General features: G+C 36.9%; 23 protein-coding genes and 5 tRNA genes. 26 read left to right on the forward strand and 2 right to left on the reverse strand.

Translation table 11 applies throughout. The annotated features are described in order from the left end of the window. Nucleotides 1-14: 14 nt before the first annotated feature. Entirely contained in the window at nt 15-857 is an 843-nt protein-coding gene (locus P176_RS0113600; protein WP_051605499.1) for a glycerophosphodiester phosphodiesterase family protein, read from the forward strand. Nucleotides 858-1,050: 193 nt separating this feature from the next. After that, nucleotides 1,051-1,752, forward strand: coding sequence for a hypothetical protein (locus P176_RS0113605; protein ID WP_156033089.1), 702 nt, complete (start codon nt 1,051-1,053; stop codon nt 1,750-1,752). Between the two features lie 4 nt (nt 1,753-1,756). Here P176_RS0113605 and P176_RS0113610 read toward each other — a convergent pair whose 3' ends face one another. Then, nucleotides 1,757-3,043 (reverse strand): exo-beta-N-acetylmuramidase NamZ domain-containing protein, encoded by a 1,287-nt coding sequence (locus P176_RS0113610; RefSeq protein WP_231481256.1) that lies wholly within the window; start codon nt 3,041-3,043, stop codon nt 1,757-1,759. A gap of 21 nt (nt 3,044-3,064) precedes the next feature. Here P176_RS0113610 and P176_RS0113615 point away from each other — a divergent pair, with 21 nt between their 5' ends. Both P176_RS0113615 and P176_RS0113620 read left to right on the forward strand, forming a co-directional pair. Further along, complete coding sequence (locus P176_RS0113615) at nt 3,065-4,306, forward strand: FtsX-like permease family protein (protein ID WP_026755223.1); 1,242 nt, start codon at nt 3,065-3,067, stop codon at nt 4,304-4,306. A 248-nt stretch (nt 4,307-4,554) separates the two neighbouring features. Next, nucleotides 4,555-5,535: a PLP-dependent cysteine synthase family protein gene (locus P176_RS0113620; protein ID WP_026755224.1), complete on the forward strand. Its 981-nt coding sequence runs from the start codon at nt 4,555-4,557 to the stop codon at nt 5,533-5,535. A 10-nt stretch (nt 5,536-5,545) separates the two neighbouring features. On the opposite strand, the gene P176_RS0113625 is transcribed toward P176_RS0113620, so the two are convergent. Further along, nucleotides 5,546-6,073, reverse strand: coding sequence for a CIA30 family protein (locus P176_RS0113625; RefSeq protein WP_037348947.1), 528 nt, complete (start codon nt 6,071-6,073; stop codon nt 5,546-5,548). Nucleotides 6,074-6,173: 100 nt separating this feature from the next. Here P176_RS0113625 and P176_RS0113630 point away from each other — a divergent pair, with 100 nt between their 5' ends. The 22 genes from P176_RS0113630 to rplL all read left to right on the forward strand — a co-directional run bounded on the left by P176_RS0113630 (nt 6,174) and on the right by rplL (nt 21,147). Further along, nucleotides 6,174-7,445, forward strand: a complete 1,272-nt coding sequence (locus P176_RS0113630) for a DUF2851 family protein (RefSeq protein WP_026755226.1) — start codon at nt 6,174-6,176, stop codon at nt 7,443-7,445. A 36-nt stretch (nt 7,446-7,481) separates the two neighbouring features. Further along, a complete protein-coding gene (locus P176_RS0113635; RefSeq protein WP_026755227.1) occupies nt 7,482-7,709 on the forward strand; it encodes a PspC domain-containing protein in 228 nt (75 codons plus the stop codon). 3 nt (nt 7,710-7,712) lie between these two features. Beyond that, the gene (locus tag P176_RS0113640; RefSeq protein ID WP_026755228.1) at nt 7,713-8,729 is read left to right on the forward strand and encodes a TrkA family potassium uptake protein; all 1,017 of its coding nucleotides are present in this window, start codon (nt 7,713-7,715) and stop codon (nt 8,727-8,729) included. A gap of 111 nt (nt 8,730-8,840) precedes the next feature. Beyond that, complete coding sequence (locus P176_RS0113645) at nt 8,841-10,463, forward strand: sodium:alanine symporter family protein (RefSeq protein ID WP_026755229.1); 1,623 nt, start codon at nt 8,841-8,843, stop codon at nt 10,461-10,463. Nucleotides 10,464-10,478: 15 nt separating this feature from the next. After that, on the forward strand, nt 10,479-11,348 hold the full coding sequence (locus P176_RS0113650; RefSeq protein WP_026755230.1) for a helix-hairpin-helix domain-containing protein: 870 nt from the start codon (nt 10,479-10,481) through the stop codon (nt 11,346-11,348). Between the two features lie 19 nt (nt 11,349-11,367). Further along, nucleotides 11,368-12,534 carry an acyl-CoA dehydrogenase family protein gene (locus P176_RS0113655; RefSeq protein WP_026755231.1) on the forward strand — a complete coding sequence of 389 codons (1,167 nt, stop codon included), beginning with the start codon at nt 11,368-11,370 and terminating at the stop codon, nt 12,532-12,534. A 285-nt stretch (nt 12,535-12,819) separates the two neighbouring features. Beyond that, nucleotides 12,820-14,253 (forward strand): carboxypeptidase-like regulatory domain-containing protein, encoded by a 1,434-nt coding sequence (locus P176_RS0113660; protein WP_051605500.1) that lies wholly within the window; start codon nt 12,820-12,822, stop codon nt 14,251-14,253. Between the two features lie 136 nt (nt 14,254-14,389). Further along, nucleotides 14,390-14,584, forward strand: a complete 195-nt coding sequence (gene rpsU, locus P176_RS0113665; RefSeq protein WP_026755233.1) for a 30S ribosomal protein S21 — start codon at nt 14,390-14,392, stop codon at nt 14,582-14,584. Nucleotides 14,585-14,759: 175 nt separating this feature from the next. Then, complete coding sequence (locus tag P176_RS0113670; protein ID WP_026755234.1) at nt 14,760-15,650, forward strand: tyrosine-type recombinase/integrase; 891 nt, start codon at nt 14,760-14,762, stop codon at nt 15,648-15,650. A gap of 27 nt (nt 15,651-15,677) precedes the next feature. Beyond that, nucleotides 15,678-15,980, forward strand: coding sequence for a ribosome hibernation-promoting factor, HPF/YfiA family (gene hpf / locus P176_RS0113675; protein ID WP_026755235.1), 303 nt, complete (start codon nt 15,678-15,680; stop codon nt 15,978-15,980). A 113-nt stretch (nt 15,981-16,093) separates the two neighbouring features. Further along, a tRNA-Thr gene (locus tag P176_RS0113680) sits at nt 16,094-16,167 on the forward strand. Between the two features lie 66 nt (nt 16,168-16,233). Beyond that, nucleotides 16,234-16,315, forward strand: a tRNA-Tyr gene (locus P176_RS0113685). Between the two features lie 36 nt (nt 16,316-16,351). Next, nucleotides 16,352-16,424, forward strand: a tRNA-Gly gene (locus P176_RS0113690). Between the two features lie 141 nt (nt 16,425-16,565). Next, nucleotides 16,566-16,637 (forward strand) — tRNA-Thr (locus P176_RS0113695). 62 nt (nt 16,638-16,699) lie between these two features. After that, a complete protein-coding gene (tuf, locus tag P176_RS0113700; protein ID WP_026755236.1) occupies nt 16,700-17,887 on the forward strand; it encodes an elongation factor Tu in 1,188 nt (395 codons plus the stop codon). 153 nt (nt 17,888-18,040) lie between these two features. Continuing rightward, nucleotides 18,041-18,113, forward strand: a tRNA-Trp gene (locus tag P176_RS0113705). 74 nt (nt 18,114-18,187) lie between these two features. After that, complete coding sequence (gene secE, locus P176_RS0113710) at nt 18,188-18,379, forward strand: preprotein translocase subunit SecE (protein WP_026755237.1); 192 nt, start codon at nt 18,188-18,190, stop codon at nt 18,377-18,379. Nucleotides 18,380-18,403: 24 nt separating this feature from the next. Then, complete coding sequence (gene nusG / locus P176_RS0113715; protein ID WP_026755238.1) at nt 18,404-18,961, forward strand: transcription termination/antitermination protein NusG; 558 nt, start codon at nt 18,404-18,406, stop codon at nt 18,959-18,961. A 72-nt stretch (nt 18,962-19,033) separates the two neighbouring features. Further along, complete coding sequence (gene rplK / locus P176_RS0113720; protein WP_026755239.1) at nt 19,034-19,474, forward strand: 50S ribosomal protein L11; 441 nt, start codon at nt 19,034-19,036, stop codon at nt 19,472-19,474. 12 nt (nt 19,475-19,486) lie between these two features. Then, the gene (gene rplA / locus P176_RS0113725; protein WP_026755240.1) at nt 19,487-20,173 is read left to right on the forward strand and encodes a 50S ribosomal protein L1; all 687 of its coding nucleotides are present in this window, start codon (nt 19,487-19,489) and stop codon (nt 20,171-20,173) included. 20 nt (nt 20,174-20,193) lie between these two features. Further along, nucleotides 20,194-20,715, forward strand: coding sequence for a 50S ribosomal protein L10 (rplJ, locus tag P176_RS0113730; RefSeq protein ID WP_026755241.1), 522 nt, complete (start codon nt 20,194-20,196; stop codon nt 20,713-20,715). Nucleotides 20,716-20,772: 57 nt separating this feature from the next. Next, nucleotides 20,773-21,147 (forward strand): 50S ribosomal protein L7/L12, encoded by a 375-nt coding sequence (rplL, locus tag P176_RS0113735; RefSeq protein WP_026755242.1) that lies wholly within the window; start codon nt 20,773-20,775, stop codon nt 21,145-21,147. Nucleotides 21,148-21,247: the final 100 nt, after the last annotated feature.

Consider the following 21,247-nt stretch of genomic DNA (forward strand, 5'->3'; position numbering starts at 1 on the left):
GCCTTCTGTTTTGTATGGCATGTAACACTAACAATAATATGGATATTCAAGGACACCGCGGCTGCAGAGGCCTATTACCCGAAAACTCGATACCAGCCTTTCAAAAAGCCATAGATCTTGGAGTCACAACCTTAGAACTTGATGTTGTGGTCTCAAAGGATATGGAGATTGCTGTGTCTCACGAACCATTTATGAATCATGAGATTGCTCTAGATCTCTTCGGAAATAAGATTTCAGAAGCTGATGAAATGTCATATAATTTGTACAGCATGCCTTATGATAGCATCAAATTATACGACTGTGGAAGTAAGCCACATCCTCGATTTCTGGATCAGAAAAAAATAAAGGTGGCGAAGCCCTTATTATCTGAAGTCATCGACATGGCTGAAAGCGCTTCAGAACATCAGATCCATTACAATATCGAAATTAAAAGTTCACAAGAATACGACAAGGTTTATACCCCAGAAGTTTCAGAATATGTAAGATTGGTGATTGCTCTTATTTCAAAAAAAGCGATTGTGAATAGAACGACGCTTCAATCTTTTGACCTTCGTGCCCTAGAAGCAATTCACCATCAAAATACCGGCATTAAAACGGCTTTATTGGTTGATGAAAATGAATCGATTACATCAAAACTTAAAGAATTGTCCTTTAAACCAGAGATCATAAGTCCGTATTTTGAACTCATTGATGCAATTCAGGTATCAGACTTGCAGAAGCAGGGATTTAAGGTAATTCCTTGGACGGTCAATGCTACAGAAGATATTAACCTAATGATAGAGTGGAAGGTTGATGGTATTATTTCAGATTATCCAGATCGAGTTTTAGAGCATTATAAAGGTATGACCTCACTTTAAAAAGAGCATTGCCATCTTATATGTTGAATATCAATGGGTTTTGTAATAGTTCTGCTTTGTTGCTTCATCGGTGATAGTCATGATTTAAGCTAAAATATTTGTTTTCTACGCATTACACTCGTATTTTAGCGTATAGTAGACTTTAAAATGCCCCCAAATCATGTTTTATAGTTCTCCTTTTAACCTAAACCCCATGCGACTTCTAGTCTTACTTGTTGTTTTATGTTGCTGTAGTGCCAAAGGCATTGCACAGAGAGAGGTGACCTATAATGAACTTGAGAAAAATGTCAACACCTTGGCAGAAGGGCTAAAACAGGATTTATCAGTTTCAAGAGATTCTTTAGTTCTCAAAAACGATAAGTTGTTTAGTAAAATTGACTTTTTCAACGAAAATTTTCAAAAAACGTTTTATTTCAAACCCGCGGTTACCGAAGGAAAGATTTCTTTGCAAGAATTACCTTTGGGGAGCTATAGTGTCATGTTTTATCAAACCGATAAGATCATTGTTTTTAGAATAAACCGAAAATCTAAGTTTGAAAATACCATACAGGCCTTAGCCTCAAGTATGGACGCTGAATCTGCAGATGAGCTATCTAACGAGGTGAGTTTAAAATCTGATATTCCTAACAATGTAGATATGGCCTTTGCCTCTAATGGTCCTAGTATCATTGATGATTCAGAAGGTAATAAGGACCACTCGGTGAAGCGTAATGGAAACGTAGAGAGTGACTATTCTAAAAGCAATGTGCGTTTCAACAGTAAAGCGAAAAGCACGTACTTAGAAGAAGAGGGCATATATTCCTACAACCTTTCAAACTTGAAGAGAGATCATGTGCAAACTAGAGAAGAATATCGTAGTACGCACCTAAGACCTAACGGAAAACCTTACGATTAGCACATTAATCGTAAAGTAAATAAGCGGCTCTTTTCTGCTTAAAATCTGTTAGACCAGCCTGCCAAGAAGCCTTAATATCTTTTTCAGAAAGTCCTTGCTCAATTTGTTGCCTCAATTTTTTGGTTCCTGCCAATTTGGTGAAGAAATCATTAAAAAACGATGCTTGATCAACACTGTTGTTGTAAGCTTTAATGAGGTAACTTAATCTTAAAGATTCTAACCGATCCGTCTTTGTCAAATTTTCTCCAAAACAGAGTTGTCCATTATATTTTGGATGTTTAGCGCCTAAGTTAGGCGTAGGGGTAAATTTGAAGTTATAAACGTTTTTATTCAAATAAGGACTTCCATAAACTTGAAACTGTGTAGGGGTTCCTCTTCCCGCACTCACATTTGTACCTTCAAAGAAACAAAGACTAGGATAAAGGTTTATGGCCTGGTCATTAGGCAAGTTAGGAGAGGGGTTAATTGGTAAACTATACGATAAATTGTGGTTGTAATGTTGCATATCAATAATTGAAAGTTTACAGCTCACACCGTTAAGCAGCCATTGTTCTCCATTGATCATTTGTGCATATTCAGCAATGGTCATACCGTGAACAATAGGTATAGGGTGCATGCCTACAAAACTCTTGTGTTCTTTTTCCAATATGGGACCATCCACAAAATGTCCGTTTGGATTTGGTCTGTCTAAAATAAGTAGGGGAATGTTGGCTTCGGCACAAGCTTCCATCACATAATGCAAGCTGGAGATATAGGTGTAAAATCGGGCACCAACATCTTGAATATCAAAAATCATGATATCAATGTTTTTTAATTGCTCGGGTTTTGGTTTTTTATTATTTCCGTAGAGAGAAATAATGGGTAAATTAGTTTTGACGTCTACTCCGTCTTTAATGCTTTCTCCAGCGTCTGCAGTACCTCTAAAGCCATGCTCAGGAGCAAATACCGCTTTAATATCGATATCTAATGCCAATAAAGAGTCTACTAAATGCGTAAACTCTTGTGTCTTGTCTTGACTTCCATTGTCATGAGATTTTTCTTTGATTTTATCATGAAAAATCACCGTAGTTTGGTTGGCTACAATACCAACGCGCTGGCCTTTTAAAATTGGCAGGTACATTTCGGTTCTATTGGCACCAACAACAATGTCCTTTTTTAAAGGAGGCTTGTCTTTTGATATGACTGCTAGATGATCTTCAGAAAGACCGCTCTTGGATGCTGTATTGTTACCGCAGGAAATCAATAGGATTACAAAAGTTGAAATTACGGGGAAAAGCCTATTTTTGAACATCAATAAACGCATATTTAAATTTTGAATTACGAGTTTTTTATAGCCAAACGTATTATTGGCAGCAAAACGTATAAAAGTAGTGTTTCGGCACCGATTATAAAAATCGGGATTACAGCAATTGCTATTGGTATGATCGTGATGCTTATTGCCATAGCAACGGGACTCGGTCTTCAAAAAAAGGTTAGGGAAAAAGTCGTGGCGTTTAACGGGCACATTACAATTTCTAATTACGATGGGAATGTGTCCAATGAATCTCTGGTGCCCATTTCGACCAATCAAGATTTTTATCCGCAGTTTAACTCGGTAGAAGGTGTTAAGCATATTCAGTCAGTAGCCACAAAGTTTGGCGTGATTAGAACCGAAACCGATTTTGAGGGCATAGTTCTTAAAGGCGTTGGTGCACATTATGATTGGAGCTACGTTAAAGATTTTTTAGTGGAAGGTACTGTTCCCAAGTTTTCTAAAGACAATACCAGCAATGAGGTTGTGATCTCAAGTTACTTAGCCAACCGTCTTCAGTTTAAGTTAGGGGATACGTTTCAAACGGTTTTTGGTAAAGAGAGTATTGAAGAAATTCCTTTTCAAAGACAGTTTAAGATCGTAGGTATTTTTAATTCAGGTTTTCAAGAAATAGACAAGACCTTTATGGTGGGCGATATTGCCCACATCAAGCGAATGAACCGTTGGGAAGCTGATCAAATTGGTAATTTTGAAATCTTTCTTGATGATTTCAGCAAATTAAGAGAAAAGGAAACCGAAATTAGAAACGCGATACCTTCCTTACTGAACACTCAAAATATCGAAGAAAAATTTTATACCACCTTCGAGTGGATCAAGATTTTTGACAACAATACCTACGGCATTATCGCGATCATGATTATTGTGGCAGGCATCAACATGATTACGGCATTATTGGTGCTTATTTTAGAACGTACTCAAATGATAGGCATCTTAAAAGCCTTGGGAAGTAATAATTGGAGCATTCGTAAAATGTTTTTATACAACGCTACGTATTTGATTGGTCTAGGGATGTTTTGGGGTAATCTCATTGGCCTCTCCCTGCTATTGGCCCAACAGGTTTTTGAATTGCTCAAGTTCCCAGACCCAGAACAATACTACGTCTCCGTGATTCCTGTTCATATTGGCTTAGACTATATTCTGCTGCTCAATGTTGGCACGTTTGTAGCGTGTATGTTAATGATGTTGATTCCGTCATACATCATTACCAAAATTTCTCCAGTAAAGGCCATGCGCTTTAAGTAGATTTAGTATTGCGTTTTGGGCGTTACCCTTCATCACTTCCCTGTGCTGAAAGGTCGGGCTGTTCGCTTTATCTTTTTTATGGCAAATGTCGCTACGTTCCATTTGCCATAAAAAAGGATGCCGCTGCCATCCCTAACGCAACAACTCGAAAATTTTCACATTTTATAGTCCAAACTTTAGGTTTTAAGTATTTTTGCAAGAGTAATTTCAACTAAAACTGTTTAGTTTAAACTAACGCGATTTGTAAGATGACCTACGCCGAAAATATATTAGAAACCATTGGTAACACACCCTTGGTAAAGCTCAATAAATTAACTAAGGATCTACCATGCTTGGTACTTTCAAAATATGAGACCTTTAATCCTGGTAACTCTGTAAAAGACCGTATGGCGCTCAAAATGGTAGAGGATGCAGAGGCCGACGGGCGTTTACAACCTGGCGGAACCATTATTGAAGGCACCTCAGGAAACACGGGAATGGGTTTAGCACTAGCAGCTATTGTAAAAGGCTACAAATGTATTTTTGTGATGAGCGATAAACAATCTAAAGAGAAGATGGACATTCTACGTGCCGTTGGAGCTGAGGTTGTCGTTTGCCCTACAGATGTAGAGCCAACAGACCCAAGAAGTTATTACTCTGTATCCAAACGTTTGGGAGATGAAACGCCAAACTCTTGGTACGTCAACCAATACGATAATCCTAGTAACTGCAAGGCACATTTTGAAAGTACAGGTCCAGAGATTTGGGAACAGACCGACGGTAAGATTACCCATTTTGTGGTAGGTGTTGGTACTGGTGGTACGATTTCTGGAGTTGCGAGTTATCTTAAAATGAAAAACCCCAACGTGAAGATTTGGGGAGTAGATACTTATGGTTCGGTATTTAAGAAGTATCACGAAACCGGCATTTTTGATGAAAAGGAAATCTACCCATATGTAACCGAAGGGATTGGTGAAGATATTTTGCCTCTAAATGTCAATTTTGATTTGATTGATGGGTTTACAAAAGTAACCGATAAAGACGCGGCTGTATATACGCAGTTATTGGCTAGGGAAGAAGGCATGTTTTTAGGTAATAGCGCAGGTGCAGCTATTAAAGGGGTGTTGCAATTAAAAGAGCATTTTACAAAAGATGACGTTGTGGTCGTATTGTTCCATGATCATGGCAGCCGTTATGTAGGTAAGATGTTCAATAATGATTGGATGCGAGAAAAAGGATACATTGATTAAGCAAAGCTTACTACTTTAGCTCAATATGGTCTATGAGTAATTTAAAGGTTTCTTCTTTTTTATTACCAACCAAAAACGTAATCTGTTGCATGGTTTTACCTTGATAGTGAGGTTGGTCTAATTTTCTGCCTCTAAATTGTGGAGCCATGTCTTTAAAAGGGACTTCTATAGTCATCCAGTCTTCTGTTGTTTTAAATTCATAAACATAAGAAGCATTGTCATTCACGCTATTTTTTACTCGAAACTGATATGTCTTTCCATCTCCCTTAATCCTCAAAACAGCTTTGGAGTAGGCGGCAACTTGGAGTGTCTTCATTTGGTGTTGTAACGAAGAGAAACCGCCATTGTTTTCTAAAGAGATCTTACCGCTAAATTCGCCATAACCCTCTTTATTAATTTTAAAATTTCCGTTAGAGCGACCTCCCATGACCACATCGTCAACAATTTTCCAATTAGAGATGTCACTGTTGTTATTGAAATCAAAAATAGTAAGGGTAGTGCTCATAGACATAAGAATCACTGTAATTATAGTCTTCATTTGTTTTTCTTATAAGATACAAATGCCACGTTAATTAGATTCTAAAATATAAGTTAAAGCTTTAAGTATCTTCGCTTTAAACTTTTCAGTACATTTAGATATGCAAGAAGATGTGCTGCACTATATCTGGAAACATAAAAAACTTGATGTATTAAGTTTAAGGACCACCCAAGACGAGGTGGTTGAAATCATTTCAGTGGGGCGACATAATTTTAATTCTGGTCCAGATTTTTTCAATGCGCAACTCAAAATCGGAAATCAGTTATGGGCGGGAAACGTAGAAATTCATATCAAGTCCAGTGATTGGTATGTACACAATCATGAGCAGGACGTGGCATATGATAATGTTATCTTACACGTGGTACATGAGCATGATACCGATGTTTTCAGAAAAAATAATACGGTGATTCCTACTCTTGAGCTGAAAAACGTGATTAATCCCCAAGTTCTTGCTAATTATGATCGTCTATTTTCTAAAGGTCATAAGTGGATTAATTGTGAAGCCGATATTCAGGACATTGATAATTTTGTTGTTTCTAATTGGTTGCAACGCTTGTTTATTGAACGTCTTGAGCGAAAGTCAAAATTAATAGAGGAGCTATTGAAGCAATCAAAAAATGACTGGGAGGCGGTTTTGTTTAAAATGCTGACTAAAAGTTTTGGGCTTAAAGTAAATGGAGAGGCCTTTTTGAGCATCGCTAATTCCATTGATTTTTCAGTAATTAGAAAAGTACAATCTAACCAAGAGCAGTTGGAAAGTTTGCTCTTCGGTCAATCAGGATTATTAGATACTCCAAATAGTGAGCCTTACTATCACATGCTTAAAAGTAATTATGAGTTTTTAAGCCAGAAATTTCAGTTAGAGAATACCCATCTCACCCCACTGCAGTTTTTTAGACTAAGACCTCCAAATTTTCCAACCATTAGGTTGTCGCAATTGGCAACTCTCTATGCTCAAGAGCCAAATTTGTTCTCAAAAGTGATTGAAATTAATTCGGTAGAAGAGTTCTATAAGGTGTTTCGGGTAGGGACTTCTAATTTTTGGAAGTCACATTATACTTTTGATAAAATCTCCAAAACTTCCGAAAAAAGATTGACAACAGCTTTTGTAGATTTGATACTCATCAACACCATCTTACCGCTTAAGTTTTGTTACGCTAAACATCAAGGTATGGGCTTAGGAGATGAGATTTCAGAGCTTATGGGCCAAATTAAGCCCGAGGTGAATGGAATCACTAAAGGCTTTGAGCGTCTAAAAGTAAAGACTGATAGTGCCTTGGATAGTCAGGCGCTTATTCAATTAAAATCAGAATATTGTGATAAAAATCGCTGTTTGCAATGTGCTATAGGCAATTCACTTTTGGGCAAATAAGTTTTTAAAGCATTAATCTAAACGCTAAATTGCGGGATGAATTTTTTTTATCGCATCTTATATTACTTCCAAAAGCGTGGGTATTACGTTTGTCAACGTATTGCAGATCGACTCGGGATACGAGCAAAAGTGGTACGTACATCTTTTATGTACCTCACCTTTGCGACTTTAGGATTTGGTTTTGCACTCTATTTGTTTTTCGCATTCTGGATGCGCATCAAAGACATTGTTTACACTAAGAGAACCTCTGTGTTTGACCTTTAAACTATGAATCCGTTAATAAAATTTTTTAGGGTTAGAATCTATACCGCAGTATTTTTACTGTGCATGCTCTTATTTATAGGGGTTTTAGGTTTTAAAATCATGTCAGATTATAGTTGGGTAGATGCCATTTATATGACGGTCATCACCATTACCACCGTAGGTTTTGGTGAAGTACAACCATTAGATGACCAGTCCAAAATATTCACGATATTTTTGATTCTAGCGAGTGTCGTCATTTTGGGTTACGCCATTACCGTCATCACAGAATATATTTTAAGCAAGAATGATTTAGAGGAATTAAAACAGAAAAAAATGCAAAAGAAAATAGATGCTTTTTCAGGACACATTATTATATGCGGTTATGGGAGAAACGGCAAACAGGCTGCAAAAAAGCTATTGGCTTATAACAAGCCTTTTGTGGTGATTGAAAGAGACCGTGATGTCATCGATAAGTTTCAAACAGATGAGGTGCCTTTTGTATTTGGCAATGCTAACGAAGACGAGATATTGGTGCAGGCTGGGATTGCTCGTGCCACGACACTTATTTGTGCGCTCCCAAATGATGCAGATAACCTTTTTGTGGTGCTCTCTGCGAGACAGATCAATGCTAAGTTGTGCATCATAAGTCGTGCATCCCAGGAAACCTCTTATCAAAAATTAAAACTTGCCGGAGCCAATAACGTCATCCTGCCAGACCGTATTGGTGGAGATCACATGGCCTCTTTAGTGGTGGTTCCAGATTTAATTGAGTTTATAGATAATCTTTCTATAGTTGGAAAATCTAATATTAATATCGAAGAGATTTCAATCGAGAAACTCTATAATGCTTCGGAAATCAAAACGATCAAAGATTTGGATCTTCGAAGAAAAACAGGCTGTACGGTGATAGGATTTAAGGATGGACATGGTGAATATGTCGTTAATCCCGAAGCTGATCAACGACTAGTACCAAATTCTAAAATCATTGTTTTAGGAAGGCCAGAACAAATACAAAAGCTTAATTCTATATATGACATCTAGTCTTAAGGTTTCTTTTTAACAATTGAATTTTTTATAAATTCATTTTTTTTTAGCATCTTGTAAACTTTATCAAAAATTAACATAACTAACTTATCTAAACTAAGAATTCACATGAAGAAATATATTTTCTCATTGTTTGCTGCTTTATTACCAATACTAACCTTTGCTCAAGAGACCACATCAGAAAAAATAGACCAAGTCTTTAAAGATTATACAGGCTGGTTCGTGGATCTTATTTTCTACGAAATTCCATTTTCAGAGACCTACCAGATTCCTTGGGTACTCATCGTATTGATTGGAGGCGCCTTATTTTTTACCATCTATTTTAGATTTATTAACATCACTGGCTTTAGAACCGCCATTAAAGTGGTGAGGGGGCAATATGAAGATATTGAGAAGCACGGTGCAGATACATTATATGGGGATTCAACACCAAACGAAGGAGAAAATATTATAGAGACTATAAAAGATGATGGTGCCGACGGTGAGGTATCGCATTTTCAAGCACTAACTGCTGCGCTATCTGCAACGGTTGGTTTAGGAAACATTGCAGGTGTAGCCGTAGCTTTATCTATTGGTGGCCCTGGTGCTACCTTTTGGATGATTGTTGCCGGTCTTCTTGGGATGGCCTCAAAATTTGCAGAGTGTACGCTTGGTGTTAAATATAGGGATGTAGGAGAAGATGGTACCGTTTACGGTGGGCCAATGTATTATTTAACCAAAGGGCTTAAAGATAAAGGCATGGGAGGCTTTGGTAAAGTCCTAGCCGTATTATTTGCGATTTTTGTAATCGGTGGATCTTTCGGTGGAGGAAACATGTTTCAGGCCAATCAAGCAGCTGCACAGTTTGTAAAGCTTTTTGATCTAGAAGGTGGTAATGCAGGCTTGTACTTTGGACTTGTGATGGCTGTTTTAGTAGCTATCGTTATCATTGGAGGTATTAAGAGAATTGCTAAAGTCACAGAAAAAGTAGTGCCTTTTATGGCAGGAATCTATGTCTTGGCAGCGTTGATCATCCTAGGGGCTAATTTCTCCTTAATTGATGATGCCTTTGCACTTATCTATCATGGAGCATTCTCTGGTTTGGGCATTGCAGGTGGACTTGTTGGTGTGATGATTCAAGGGATTCGTCGTGGTGCGTTTTCTAATGAGGCCGGGGTAGGGTCTGCAGCTATTGCACACTCGGCAGTAAGAACCAAATATCCAGCAAGTGAAGGTATTGTAGCTTTACTTGAACCTTTTGTGGATACTGTGGTTATTTGTACAATGACAGCTTTAGTGATAGTAATCACAAATTTTGATGGTGGTTTCATGGAGTATGGTGTAGAAATTACAGAAGGGGTGGAAATCACCGCTCAAGCATTTGATTCGGTCATACCACACTTTTCAATTGTTTTAACCATTGCGGTCATCTTATTTGCCTTCTCAACCATGATTTCTTGGTCTTACTATGGTATGCAAGGATGGATTTATCTTTTCGGAAAAGGAAAAATTACCGATTTGGTCTATAAATTATTATTCTTAATCTTTGTAGTAATTGGTGCTTCAATTAGTTTGGGAGCAGTAATTAATTTCTCAGATGCGATGATTTTTGCAATGGTCGTTCCTAATATTATAGGTGTTGTTTTGTTATCCCCAATAATTAACAGAGAGTTGAAAAAATACTATAAGGCAATCAATGTTAAGAAAGAAGCTATGGACGAAGGTGCTGAAGATTTGAACAAGCATCTTTAATAAAAATGATTATAAATGAAATCCCACTTCCAGTTTACTAGAAAACAACGAAGTGGGATTTTTTTATTGCTATTGCTCATCGTTCTGTTTCAATTGGGATATGTGCTTATTGATTTTTCCTCGGAAAACGTCTCTGTAGATCAAAAGCAGTTAGATCAATTTCAAGCGGAAATCGATTCTTTGAAATTGATTAAGCAAGAAGCATCCCAACCCAAACTTTATCCATTTAACCCCAATTATATTACAGATTATAAAGGTTATGTGTTAGGGATGACCATGATTGAAATTGATAGACTTCATCAATTCCGAAGTACAAATCAATGGGTCAACTCCGCCGAAGACTTCCAAAGTGTAACTCAGGTGTCAGATTCTTTATTAAATGTAATTTCTCCTTATTTTAAGTTTCCTGAGTGGGTGACCAATCCCAAATCAACCGATAAGAACGTCTTTTCAAAACCCACTATTCAGAAAACATTTGAGCAAAAAACAGACTTAAATACCGCAACGGCAGATGAGCTGAGAGCTGTAAATGGTATTGGAGCAAAACTATCCCAACGCATTGTAGATTATAGAAGAAAGAATGGTGGCAGCTTTGTTGCCGACGTTCAGCTTAAAGAAGTATATGGCTTATCTCCAGAAGTGATAGCGCGTGTTCTCGAGCAGTTCACGGTTAAAAGCGGTGCGCCTATAAAAACGATTAATCTAAATACCGCAACCATTGACCAGTTGGTGACGATTAAGTACATTGATTATGAAATAGCGCATCATATTGTAGAAGCCAGGATTTTGCGAGAAGGGTTTTCTTCGATAGATGATTTAAAGAAAGTTAAGGACTTTCCTCTCGATAAAATAGAGATAATTAGGTTATATTTGACCATAGATTAAAAACAAAAAATTGCAAGGTATGAACAGTATGTACTTCACCGAAGAACATCAATTATTTAGACAGAGTTTAAAAGATTTCTTACAGAAAGAGGTCGTTCCTCATATTGATAAATGGGAAAAAACAGGACAGATTGATCGCTTCATCTGGGAAAAATTTGGAGAAATGGGCTTTTTTGGCCTAGCTTATCCAGAAGAATACGGCGGATTGGGACTTGACCTTTTTTACACCGTTATTTTTTTAGAAGAACTTCAAAAAGTGAATTCTGGCGGATTTGCGGCAGCCATTTGGGCGCACGCTTATTTAGCCATGACGCATGTTAATAAAGAAGGAGATCATGACATTAAAGAAAAATATCTAACGCCGAGTATTGCAGGAGAGAAAATAGGTTGTCTTTGTATCACAGAGCCTTTTGGCGGTAGTGATGTAGCAGGGATGAGAACAACTGCTGTTAAAAAAGGAGATACTTATGTTTTAAATGGTTCAAAAACCTTTATTACTAATGGTGTTTATAGCGATTACTTAGTAGTTGCGGCTAAAACATCTCCAGAACTAGGGAACAAAGGCATCAGCATTTTTATTATGGATCGTGATACCGCTGGGATCTCGGCTACCAAGCTTGATAAATTGGGTTGGCGTGCTTCAGATACTGGTGAAATTGCATTTGATAACGTCACTATTCCCGCTTCTAATTTGATGGGAGAAGAGAATATGGGCTTTCCTTACATCATGCAGCATTTTGCACTTGAACGTTTGATTATGGGAATTAATGCACATGCTAGAGCAGAATTTGCTTTAGAGTATGCCTTAGATTATATGAAAACCAGAGAGGCTTTTGGAAGAACAATTGATAAATTTCAGGCATTACGCCATAAGGTTGCTGATTTGTATACCGAAATGGAAATATGCAAGGAGTTCAATTATTCTGTAGCATACAGATTGAATAAAGGTGAGTATGTGGTTAAAGAAGCTACAATGTCTAAGTTGCAGTGTACTAAAATGGCCGATGAAGTTATCTATCAGTGTTTACAATTTTTAGGAGGTTATGGTTATATGGAAGAATATCCGCTGGCTAGACTCTCTAGAGATAGCAGATTAGGACCTATTGGTGGCGGCACTTCTGAAATTTTGAGAGAAATTATCGCCAAAATGGTGATTGACAACAAAGACTACAAACCAGCGACATAGGCAGTCTGTAGCCGTTTTGGCGAAAATTCCACAAAATTATCGCCAAAATGGTGATTGATAATAAAGATTACAAACCAGCGGAATAGATAGTCAGTAAGCGTTTTAGATAAAATCGCATAGAATTTTCTAAAATAGTTCTTGACGATAGCGTTGATAATTCAAAATAAAATACCCGTAACATTATGTTTCGGGTATTTTGCATATATTGAGTTCGATGTTTTTTAAATTTAAACCCTGTAATCTGGACCAGAATACATCATTAACCTACAATTAAACCACTAATCTATGACCCCTACTTATCTGTTTATAAAACGAATTTTCGGTATTGCCTTATTTTTATTTAGTAGCATTGCCTTTTCTCAAATTGAAATCAAAAATAAGATTGTTGACTTTTCAACGCTTGTGCCTATTGAAAGTGCAAGTATTTATGTTCAAGAAACCACCATTGGTACAGTCAGTAATGCCGATGGTAAATTTGTGCTTCAGGTACCAGAGACTTATGAGAAAGATACTTTGGTGGTATCATCCATTGGGTATAAAAGTTATAAAGTGCCCGTTAATGAGTTCGACAATTCTTTTGAGGTGTATTTGGAAGAAGACGTTGCATCTTTAGATGAAATTGTACTTGTGGCAGAAACCCGCCCAAAAACAGGAAATGACATTGTATTAAAGGCCATTGAGCGGCTGCCAGAAAATCTCCCAGATTCGGCTTACATTCAAAAAGGGTTCTTGAGACATAAAGAGCGTAATAAGTTAGAGTTTAAATGGCTTATCGAAAGTGCAATTACGGTTTATGATTCTGGTTACGGTTCAAAAAGTGCCGACTATTTAAAAATCAATGTAGATCAAAATCGTAAGAGTTACGATTTGCGTGATGTGGATAGTATTTTTTCTTACGTGTCTTACACCAATCAAACCTCTAGAAGAAGTAACTTAAAGCCTAAAGATGTCAACAGAAGGCAACTCAGCAAAGACCAATTGATCAAGTCTATAAAATGGAACGATGAGCGGGTCAATGGTCTTCAAAATTTATTTCAAGGAAAATTGAATCTCGTGAGAAATGCGCAGGACTCTAAAGCATTATTTGGGGAAAACGTACTAGAGAAACATCACTTTGAGCTCGATACCATTTTGGTGGATAACGACCGAAAGCTCTATAAAATTAAAATTTCCGAAGGTGAAGACTACGTAGGTCTAGACACCAAAGGAATTTTTAATGAAGGCTATCAAGCTAAAGGCTGGCTCTATATTTATTATGATAATTATGCCATAAAAAAAATAGAATATGAGCTTGAAGCCGCCTCTCCCGCGCAAAAAGTAAGAAGTAAACGCTTATTTGATACTACGGTCAATCATAAGTTAGTGATCACGTATATAGAATATGATGATAAAATGTACCCCAACTATATCTATTATGAAACACCAAAACTGGTCAATGTAGGTTTTAAGACAGATCAAAAAGTGAGCGACGAAGAAAAGGAACGTTACAATAAAGAAGAGCGTTATTATTATACAGTTCAGGAAATATTATTTTCTGAAATTGTATTGGATAAGGAGGAGATTAGCGCAGCATTGGAGAAAACATGGGATGCTGATATTTTTTCACCAAAGCCTTATGACGAAGCCTTCTGGAAAAGCTACAATGTACTTCTTGAAAGTGAGGAAGATGAGCAGCTCATTAGGGATTTGAGTAAACGAGCTTCCCTTTTTAAGCAATAAAATCAGTCTCAAGGAACGCAGTGCAACTTGCATTAATTTATTTAAAAGCGAAATATTAATTTTTTGTTTTGAAAATTTAAATTCCTTTTTATATTTGCAGCCTTAAAAATTCTAAAAGAGAGGAGGTTAAGACACTATGTTAATAATTCCAATTAAAGAAGGAGAAAATATAGACCGAGCACTAAAGCGTTACAAACGTAAGTTTGATAAAACGGGAGTGAAGCGTTCTTTAAATTCACGTAAGGAATTTACTAAACCTTCAATCGTTAAGAGAGCACAAGTTCAAAAAGCACAGTATGTTCAAGGTTTAAGAGACCAAGAAGCTATCTAAGCTTTACAGATCGATAAAGAAATCCCGCTAGAAATAGCGGGATTTTTTGTTTATAGCAGTCCAATTTTCTAAAAACTATCTGTAGTGTTCTTCTTGACAGCATTCTCTATTTTCAAGATTAAAGTATCGTAGATAGGTAAAAGTTTGTAATTTGGAAGTTCAATACTTGAACAACATGTCTATCGCAGCATTTTCAGATTATCTTCTACTCGAAAAAAACTATTCTGAGCTCACTCTTAAAGCCTATCTCAACGATCTTAAGGGGTTTTCGGCATTTATTGCTTCGGAATATGAAACAGACGATTGCAAAACGGCTAATTATTCTCAAATTAGGTCATGGATTGTGAGTATGGTAGAAGCTGGGATTTCTAATAGAAGCATCAACCGTAAAGTTTCCTCGTTGAATACGTATTATAAATTTTTGCTCAAGGTCGGGGACGTTAAAATAAATCCGTTAAGCAAGCATAAAGTTCTTAAGACCAATAAAAAAATACAAGTGCCATTTTCAGAAAAGGAAATGAAAACAGTACTTGAACTTCTTAAAGTAGATAACGATTTTGAAGGTGTAAGAAATCGATTAATGATTGAGTTATTTTACGCCACAGGAATCAGGCGCATTGAAATGGTAAATCTTAAAATCAATGATGTAGATCAAAGCAACGGAACATTAAAAGTATTAGGAAAGCGCAATAAAGAGCGTATCATTCCGCTCATACCTTCAGTTCAAAATACAGTTAAGGACTATATCAACGTCAGGAAGAACTTAGAACATTTGGAAGATCATACCTATTTGCTTTTAACAAAAAAGGGGGTTAAAATTTATGAAAATCTTGTTTACAGAATTATAAATGATTACTTTAGTAAGGTGTCTTCTAAGGTAAAGAAGAGTCCGCATATATTGAGGCACTCATTCGCGACTCACTTACTTAATCAAGGCGCAAATTTAAATGCTGTTAAAGAACTTCTTGGCCATTCGAGTTTGGCAGCAACGCAAGTCTATACCCATAATAGTATAGCCGAGCTTAAAAATGTTTATGCTAAAGCGCATCCAAGAAGTGAAAATTAATATTGTCTAACCAATAAAATAATGATTATGAAGGTAAACACACAATCTGTGAATTTTAATGCAGATAAAAAGCTAATCGATTTCGTGCAGAAGCGCATGGACAAGTTGGATTTGTTTTACGATAAGATCATACAGTCTGATGTTTATTTAAAAGTAGAAAACACTAGCGACAAAGAGAACAAAATTTTTGAGGCCAGAGTAAAAGTTCCTGGTGATAGTTTTGTAGTAAAAAAACAGTGCAAAACCTTTGAAGAGGGCGCAGATATGGCGGTTTCCTCTTTAGAGCGACAATTGAAAAAAAGAAAAGAAAAGCTCAGAGCACACATTTAGATAAAATTTAAAGAAAAATAATTTAAATTTTCTTTTGAATAATTAAATAAATCTATACATTTGCAGTCCGTTAGAAATAGCGGACTTTTTTTGCTCACAAATTAAGTTTAAAAGCCGATGTAGCTCAGCTGGCTAGAGCAGCTGATTTGTAATCAGCAGGTCGTGGGTTCGAGTCCCTCCATCGGCTCTTTAAAACATCAAAATCAAATGAAGGATTTTGAGGTTTGAATTTGAAATATTGAAAATAAGTTTTGGGGAGATACTCAAGCGGCCAACGAGGGCAGACTGTAAATCTGCTGACTACGTCTTCGCAGGTTCGAATCCTGCTCTCCCCACAATAACCAACAAAGAATCCTTGATTCTTTATTAATGCGAAAGTAGCTCAGTTGGTAGAGCGTCAGCCTTCCAAGCTGAATGTCGCCGGTTCGAACCCGGTCTTTCGCTCAACAAAAAGTGAAGCATTTACATTAAATCTCACTTTAGCTCTGGATTTAAGCATCTAGTGATGCTGTCCGCTCAGAATAATGAGTTTAATGCCTTCAATCTAGACGCTTGAGAATTAAACTCTAAACCTGTAACCAATAAGCCGGTGTAGCTCAGGGGTAGAGCGTTTCCTTGGTAAGGAAGAGGTCACGAGTTCAAATCTCGTCATTGGCTCTTTTTTTTCGCTTAGAATTGAAATTGAACACTAATATAAATTAAGATTAAATAAATAAAACATGGCAAAGGCAACTTTCGATCGTTCAAAACCGCACCTTAACATAGGTACTATTGGACACGTAGATCACGGTAAAACAACTTTAACTGCTGCTATTACTAAAGTATTAGCTGATGCAGGTTTATCTGAAGCAAGATCATTTGATCAAATTGATAACGCTCCGGAAGAAAAAGAAAGAGGTATCACAATTAATACATCGCACGTTGAATATGCAACTGCTAACCGTCACTACGCTCACGTTGACTGTCCTGGTCACGCGGATTACGTAAAAAACATGGTTACTGGTGCTGCTCAAATGGATGGTGCTATTCTTGTTGTTGCTGCTACTGATGGTCCAATGCCACAAACTCGTGAGCACATCCTTTTAGGACGTCAGGTTGGTATTCCTCGTATCGTTGTATTCATGAATAAAGTGGATATGGTTGATGACGAAGAGCTTTTAGAGCTTGTTGAAATGGAAATTAGAGACTTATTGTCTTTCTATGAATATGATGGTGATAATGGCCCTGTAATTGCTGGTTCTGCACTTGGTGCTTTGAACGGTGAGCAAAAATGGGTGGATACTGTTATGGAGTTGATGGAAGCTGTTGATAACTGGATTGAAGAGCCAGTGAGAGATATGGATAAGCCATTCTTGATGCCTATTGAAGATGTTTTCTCTATTACTGGTCGTGGTACTGTTGCGACAGGACGTATCGAAACTGGTGTTGCTAAAACAGGAGATCCTGTTGAAATCATTGGTATGGGTGCAGAGAAATTAAACTCTACTATTACTGGTATTGAAATGTTCCGTCAAATCCTAGATAGAGGAGAAGCTGGAGATAACGCAGGTATTCTTTTAAGAGGTATTGAGAAATCTCAAATCTCTAGAGGTATGGTTATTACTAAACCAGGTTCAGTAACACCACACTCTAAATTTAAAGCTGAGGTTTACGTACTTAAGAAAGAAGAAGGTGGACGTCACACGCCATTCCATAATAACTACCGTCCACAGTTTTACGTACGTACAACTGACGTAACTGGAAACATTATGCTTCCTGATGGTGTTGAAATGGTAATGCCAGGTGATAACCTTACTATTACTGTAGAATTGATTCAGCCAATTGCAATGAACATTGGTCTACGTTTCGCTATCCGTGAAGGTGGTAGAACTGTAGGTGCTGGTCAGGTTACTGAGATTTTAGACTAAGTATTTAGAATATAATATAGTTAAGGTGTCATGCTTCTAAGCGTGACGCCTTGATTTATATTTATGGGTTTGCTTGCTTCATTTGTTATGAATAACTTATACTGAAGTATGTAAATTAAATGGTTGAGATTTTTTTTAGAAAACCTCAATTATACGGGTTTAGCTCAGTTGGTAGAGCACTGGTCTCCAAAACCAGGTGTCGTGAGTTCGAGTCTCTCAACCCGTGCGACAAAAAAAAGATATTATTGTTTAAGCTAAAGCATTAGGTTCAGTTTAAACATCTATTTAAATAGTTATAAAATGGCTGGATTAGCAAATTACGTTAAGGAATCTTTTAATGAATTGAAGAATAACGTGTCATGGCCAACGTGGCCAGAAGCACAACGCCTCACAATTCTGGTAGCTGTGTTTTCAATAATATTCTCCTTGGCTATTTGGGGAATTGATACAGTGTTCAGTAGAGTGATAAAAGCGTATTTCAACTTGATGTAATTAATCAAAAAAGATTTTTAGACAATGTCTGAGACAAATGTAAATAAGAAGTGGTACGTCGTTAGAGCAGTTAGCGGTCAAGAGAATAAGATCAAAGCTTATATAGAGAATGAAATCACTAGGTTAAGTTTAGAAGATTTTATTGATCAGGTTCTAGTGCCTACTGAAAAGGTCATCCAAATTAGAAATGGAAAGAAAATAAATAAAGAACGTGTTTATTTTCCTGGTTACATTATGATTCAGGCTAATTTAAGTGGTGAAATTCCTCACATAATTAAGTCGATCACAAATGTTATCGGATTTTTAGGAGAAACCAAAGGTGGAGATCCTGTGCCATTGAGACAGTCTGAGGTCAATAGAATGTTAGGTAAGGTAGATGAGTTAACTGTAGATGCAGATGCTAATGTTGCAATTCCTTACACCATTGGTGAGACTATAAAAGTTATTGATGGACCGTTTAACGGATTTGACGGTACGGTAGAAAAAATCAATGAAGACAAGCGTAAACTTGAAGTAATGGTTAAGATTTTTGGAAGAAAAACACCATTGGAATTAAGTTATATGCAAGTAGATAAAGTATAATAATTGTTACATACATAGAGCGTATGTCTTTTTGCTTCCATTAAAAAGACATGCACAACTAAAATTTTCAAAATGGCAAAAGAATTAGGTAAAGTAGTTAAGTTACAAGTTCGGGGAGGTGCTGCGAATCCGTCGCCACCGGTTGGACCCGCTTTAGGTGCTGCTGGAGTTAATATCATGGAGTTTTGTAAGCAATTTAACGCAAGAACTCAGGACAAGGCCGGTAAGGTACTTCCTGTTGTTATTTCTGTTTACAAAGATAAATCCTTTGATTTCGTTATTAAAACACCTCCGGCTGCAGTACAATTATTAGAAGCGGCCAAAGTAAAAAAAGGATCTGGAGAACCGAACAGAAAGAAAATAGCAAAAGTAACTTGGGATCAAGTGAAAGCTATCGCAGAGGACAAAATGCAAGATTTAAATGCATTTAACATTAACGCAGCCATGAAAATGGTAGCGGGTACTGCAAGATCAATGGGAATAACAGTTAGAGGCGGAGAAGCTCCTAACTAAAAAATTTTTGAAATGGCAATTACAAAAAAACAAAAAGAGGCAAGAGCCAAAGTAGAGAAGAATAAATTATATTCTCTTGAAGAGGCTTCAGCGTTATTAAAGGATATCACTTACACTAAGTTTGACGCTTCTGTTGATTTAGCAGTAAGATTAGGTGTAGATCCTCGTAAAGCAAATCAAATGGTAAGAGGTGTTGTATCTCTTCCACATGGTACAGGTAAAGACATGAAAGTGTTGGCTTTGGTGACTCCAGATAAAGAGGAGGAAGCTAAAGCAGCTGGTGCTGATTACGTTGGACTAGACGAGTATCTTGATAAAATTAAAGGTGGTTGGACAGATGTTGACGTTATCGTTACCATGCCAGCTATTATGGGTAAATTGGGACCTTTGGGTAGAATTTTAGGCCCTAGAGGTTTAATGCCTAACCCAAAAACAGGTACTGTTACTATGGATGTGGCTAAAGCAGTTGCAGAAGTAAAAGCAGGTAAAATTGACTTTAAAGTGGATAAAACCGGTATTGTTCATGCTCCAATTGGTAAAGCATCTTTTAGTGCTGACAAGTTGCAGGAAAATGCGATGGAATTATTAACCACCTTAAACAAATTGAAACCTACAGCGGCTAAGGGTGTTTATATGAAAAGTATCTTCATGTCTAGTACAATGAGCCCTAGTATCGCAGTAGACCCAAAATTTAGTTAAGTAGTTAAATCTTTATTATTATGACAAGAGAAGAAAAATCACAAGTAATTGAAGAGTTGACTGCGCAATTAGCAGATAATCCAAACATATATCTAGCGGATATTTCAGGATTAAATGCAGGAAACACTTCAGACCTACGTCGCGCATGCTACAAAGCAAATGTGCAATTAAGCGTAGTTAAAAATACATTATTGTCTAAAGCTATGGAAGCTTCTGAAAAAGATTTCGGGAACTTACCATCAGTACTTAAGGGTAATACCTCAGTAATGTATTCTGAAACTGGAAATGCTCCAGCTAAAGTAATTAAAAACTTTCGTAAAAAATCTGATAAGCCTTTGCTTAAAGGAGCTTTTATTGAAGAGGCAATTTACATTGGTGATGAGCAATTAGATATGTTGGTTGATATCAAATCTAAAGAAGAAGTTATTGGAGATATCATCGGCTTATTACAATCACCAGCTAAAAATGTTATATCAGCACTTAAATCAAGTGGTGGGAAACTTGCTGGAATTATTAAAACCTTATCCGAGAAAGAAGGATAAGTCAATTAAGTACGCACTTAAAACAATTATATTTACAAATTATTAAAACGGTAGAAAATGGCAGATTTAAAAGACTTTGCAGAGCAATTAGTTAACTTAACAGTAAAAGAAGTAAACGAATTAGCTACAATTTTAAAAGACGAATACGGAATTGAACCAGCAGCTGCAGCAGTAGCTATGGCGGGTCCAGCTCAAGGTGGTGGCGAAGCTGCTGAAGAGCAAACAGAATTTGACGTAATCCTTAAGGCAGCAGGTGGTTCTAAACTTGCAGTTGTGAAATTAGTTAAAGAATTAACTGGTTTAGGATTAAAAGAAGCAAAAGGTTTAGTTGACGACGCACCATCTCCAATCAAGGAAGGTATTGCTAAGGATGAAGCAGAAGCTCTTAAAGCTCAATTAGAAGAGGCTGGAGCAGAGGTTGAGCTTAAATAAGCTTAACTAACCTACAAATTATGGTTTAGGTCTTCCGAATTACTCGGAACGACCTAAACCCTTTTGTGTATATAAAAAGTACATAAATAAATTCATTATT

The organism is Sediminibacter sp. Hel_I_10 (genome assembly GCF_000688335.1).
Classification (GTDB): Bacteria; Bacteroidota; Bacteroidia; order Flavobacteriales; family Flavobacteriaceae; genus Psychroserpens.

What these genes read in the sequence shown, in the direction of transcription:
- P176_RS0113600 (WP_051605499.1), top strand. Translation starts at nt 15, where the DNA reads ATGGCATGTAACACTAACAATAATATGGATATTCAAGGACACCGCGGC.
- P176_RS0113605 (WP_156033089.1), top strand. Translation starts at nt 1,051, where the DNA reads ATGCGACTTCTAGTCTTACTTGTTGTTTTATGTTGCTGTAGTGCCAAA.
- P176_RS0113610 (WP_231481256.1), bottom strand. Translation starts at nt 3,043, where the DNA reads ATGTTCAAAAATAGGCTTTTCCCCGTAATTTCAACTTTTGTAATCCTA.
- P176_RS0113620 (WP_026755224.1), top strand. Translation starts at nt 4,555, where the DNA reads ATGACCTACGCCGAAAATATATTAGAAACCATTGGTAACACACCCTTG.
- P176_RS0113625 (WP_037348947.1), bottom strand. Translation starts at nt 6,073, where the DNA reads ATGAAGACTATAATTACAGTGATTCTTATGTCTATGAGCACTACCCTT.
- P176_RS0113630 (WP_026755226.1), top strand. Translation starts at nt 6,174, where the DNA reads ATGCAAGAAGATGTGCTGCACTATATCTGGAAACATAAAAAACTTGAT.
- P176_RS0113635 (WP_026755227.1), top strand. Translation starts at nt 7,482, where the DNA reads ATGAATTTTTTTTATCGCATCTTATATTACTTCCAAAAGCGTGGGTAT.
- P176_RS0113640 (WP_026755228.1), top strand. Translation starts at nt 7,713, where the DNA reads ATGAATCCGTTAATAAAATTTTTTAGGGTTAGAATCTATACCGCAGTA.
- P176_RS0113645 (WP_026755229.1), top strand. Translation starts at nt 8,841, where the DNA reads ATGAAGAAATATATTTTCTCATTGTTTGCTGCTTTATTACCAATACTA.
- P176_RS0113650 (WP_026755230.1), top strand. Translation starts at nt 10,479, where the DNA reads ATGAAATCCCACTTCCAGTTTACTAGAAAACAACGAAGTGGGATTTTT.
- P176_RS0113655 (WP_026755231.1), top strand. Translation starts at nt 11,368, where the DNA reads ATGAACAGTATGTACTTCACCGAAGAACATCAATTATTTAGACAGAGT.
- P176_RS0113660 (WP_051605500.1), top strand. Translation starts at nt 12,820, where the DNA reads ATGACCCCTACTTATCTGTTTATAAAACGAATTTTCGGTATTGCCTTA.
- rpsU (WP_026755233.1), top strand. Translation starts at nt 14,390, where the DNA reads ATGTTAATAATTCCAATTAAAGAAGGAGAAAATATAGACCGAGCACTA.
- P176_RS0113670 (WP_026755234.1), top strand. Translation starts at nt 14,760, where the DNA reads ATGTCTATCGCAGCATTTTCAGATTATCTTCTACTCGAAAAAAACTAT.
- hpf (WP_026755235.1), top strand. Translation starts at nt 15,678, where the DNA reads ATGAAGGTAAACACACAATCTGTGAATTTTAATGCAGATAAAAAGCTA.
- tuf (WP_026755236.1), top strand. Translation starts at nt 16,700, where the DNA reads ATGGCAAAGGCAACTTTCGATCGTTCAAAACCGCACCTTAACATAGGT.
- secE (WP_026755237.1), top strand. Translation starts at nt 18,188, where the DNA reads ATGGCTGGATTAGCAAATTACGTTAAGGAATCTTTTAATGAATTGAAG.
- nusG (WP_026755238.1), top strand. Translation starts at nt 18,404, where the DNA reads ATGTCTGAGACAAATGTAAATAAGAAGTGGTACGTCGTTAGAGCAGTT.
- rplK (WP_026755239.1), top strand. Translation starts at nt 19,034, where the DNA reads ATGGCAAAAGAATTAGGTAAAGTAGTTAAGTTACAAGTTCGGGGAGGT.
- rplA (WP_026755240.1), top strand. Translation starts at nt 19,487, where the DNA reads ATGGCAATTACAAAAAAACAAAAAGAGGCAAGAGCCAAAGTAGAGAAG.
- rplJ (WP_026755241.1), top strand. Translation starts at nt 20,194, where the DNA reads ATGACAAGAGAAGAAAAATCACAAGTAATTGAAGAGTTGACTGCGCAA.
- rplL (WP_026755242.1), top strand. Translation starts at nt 20,773, where the DNA reads ATGGCAGATTTAAAAGACTTTGCAGAGCAATTAGTTAACTTAACAGTA.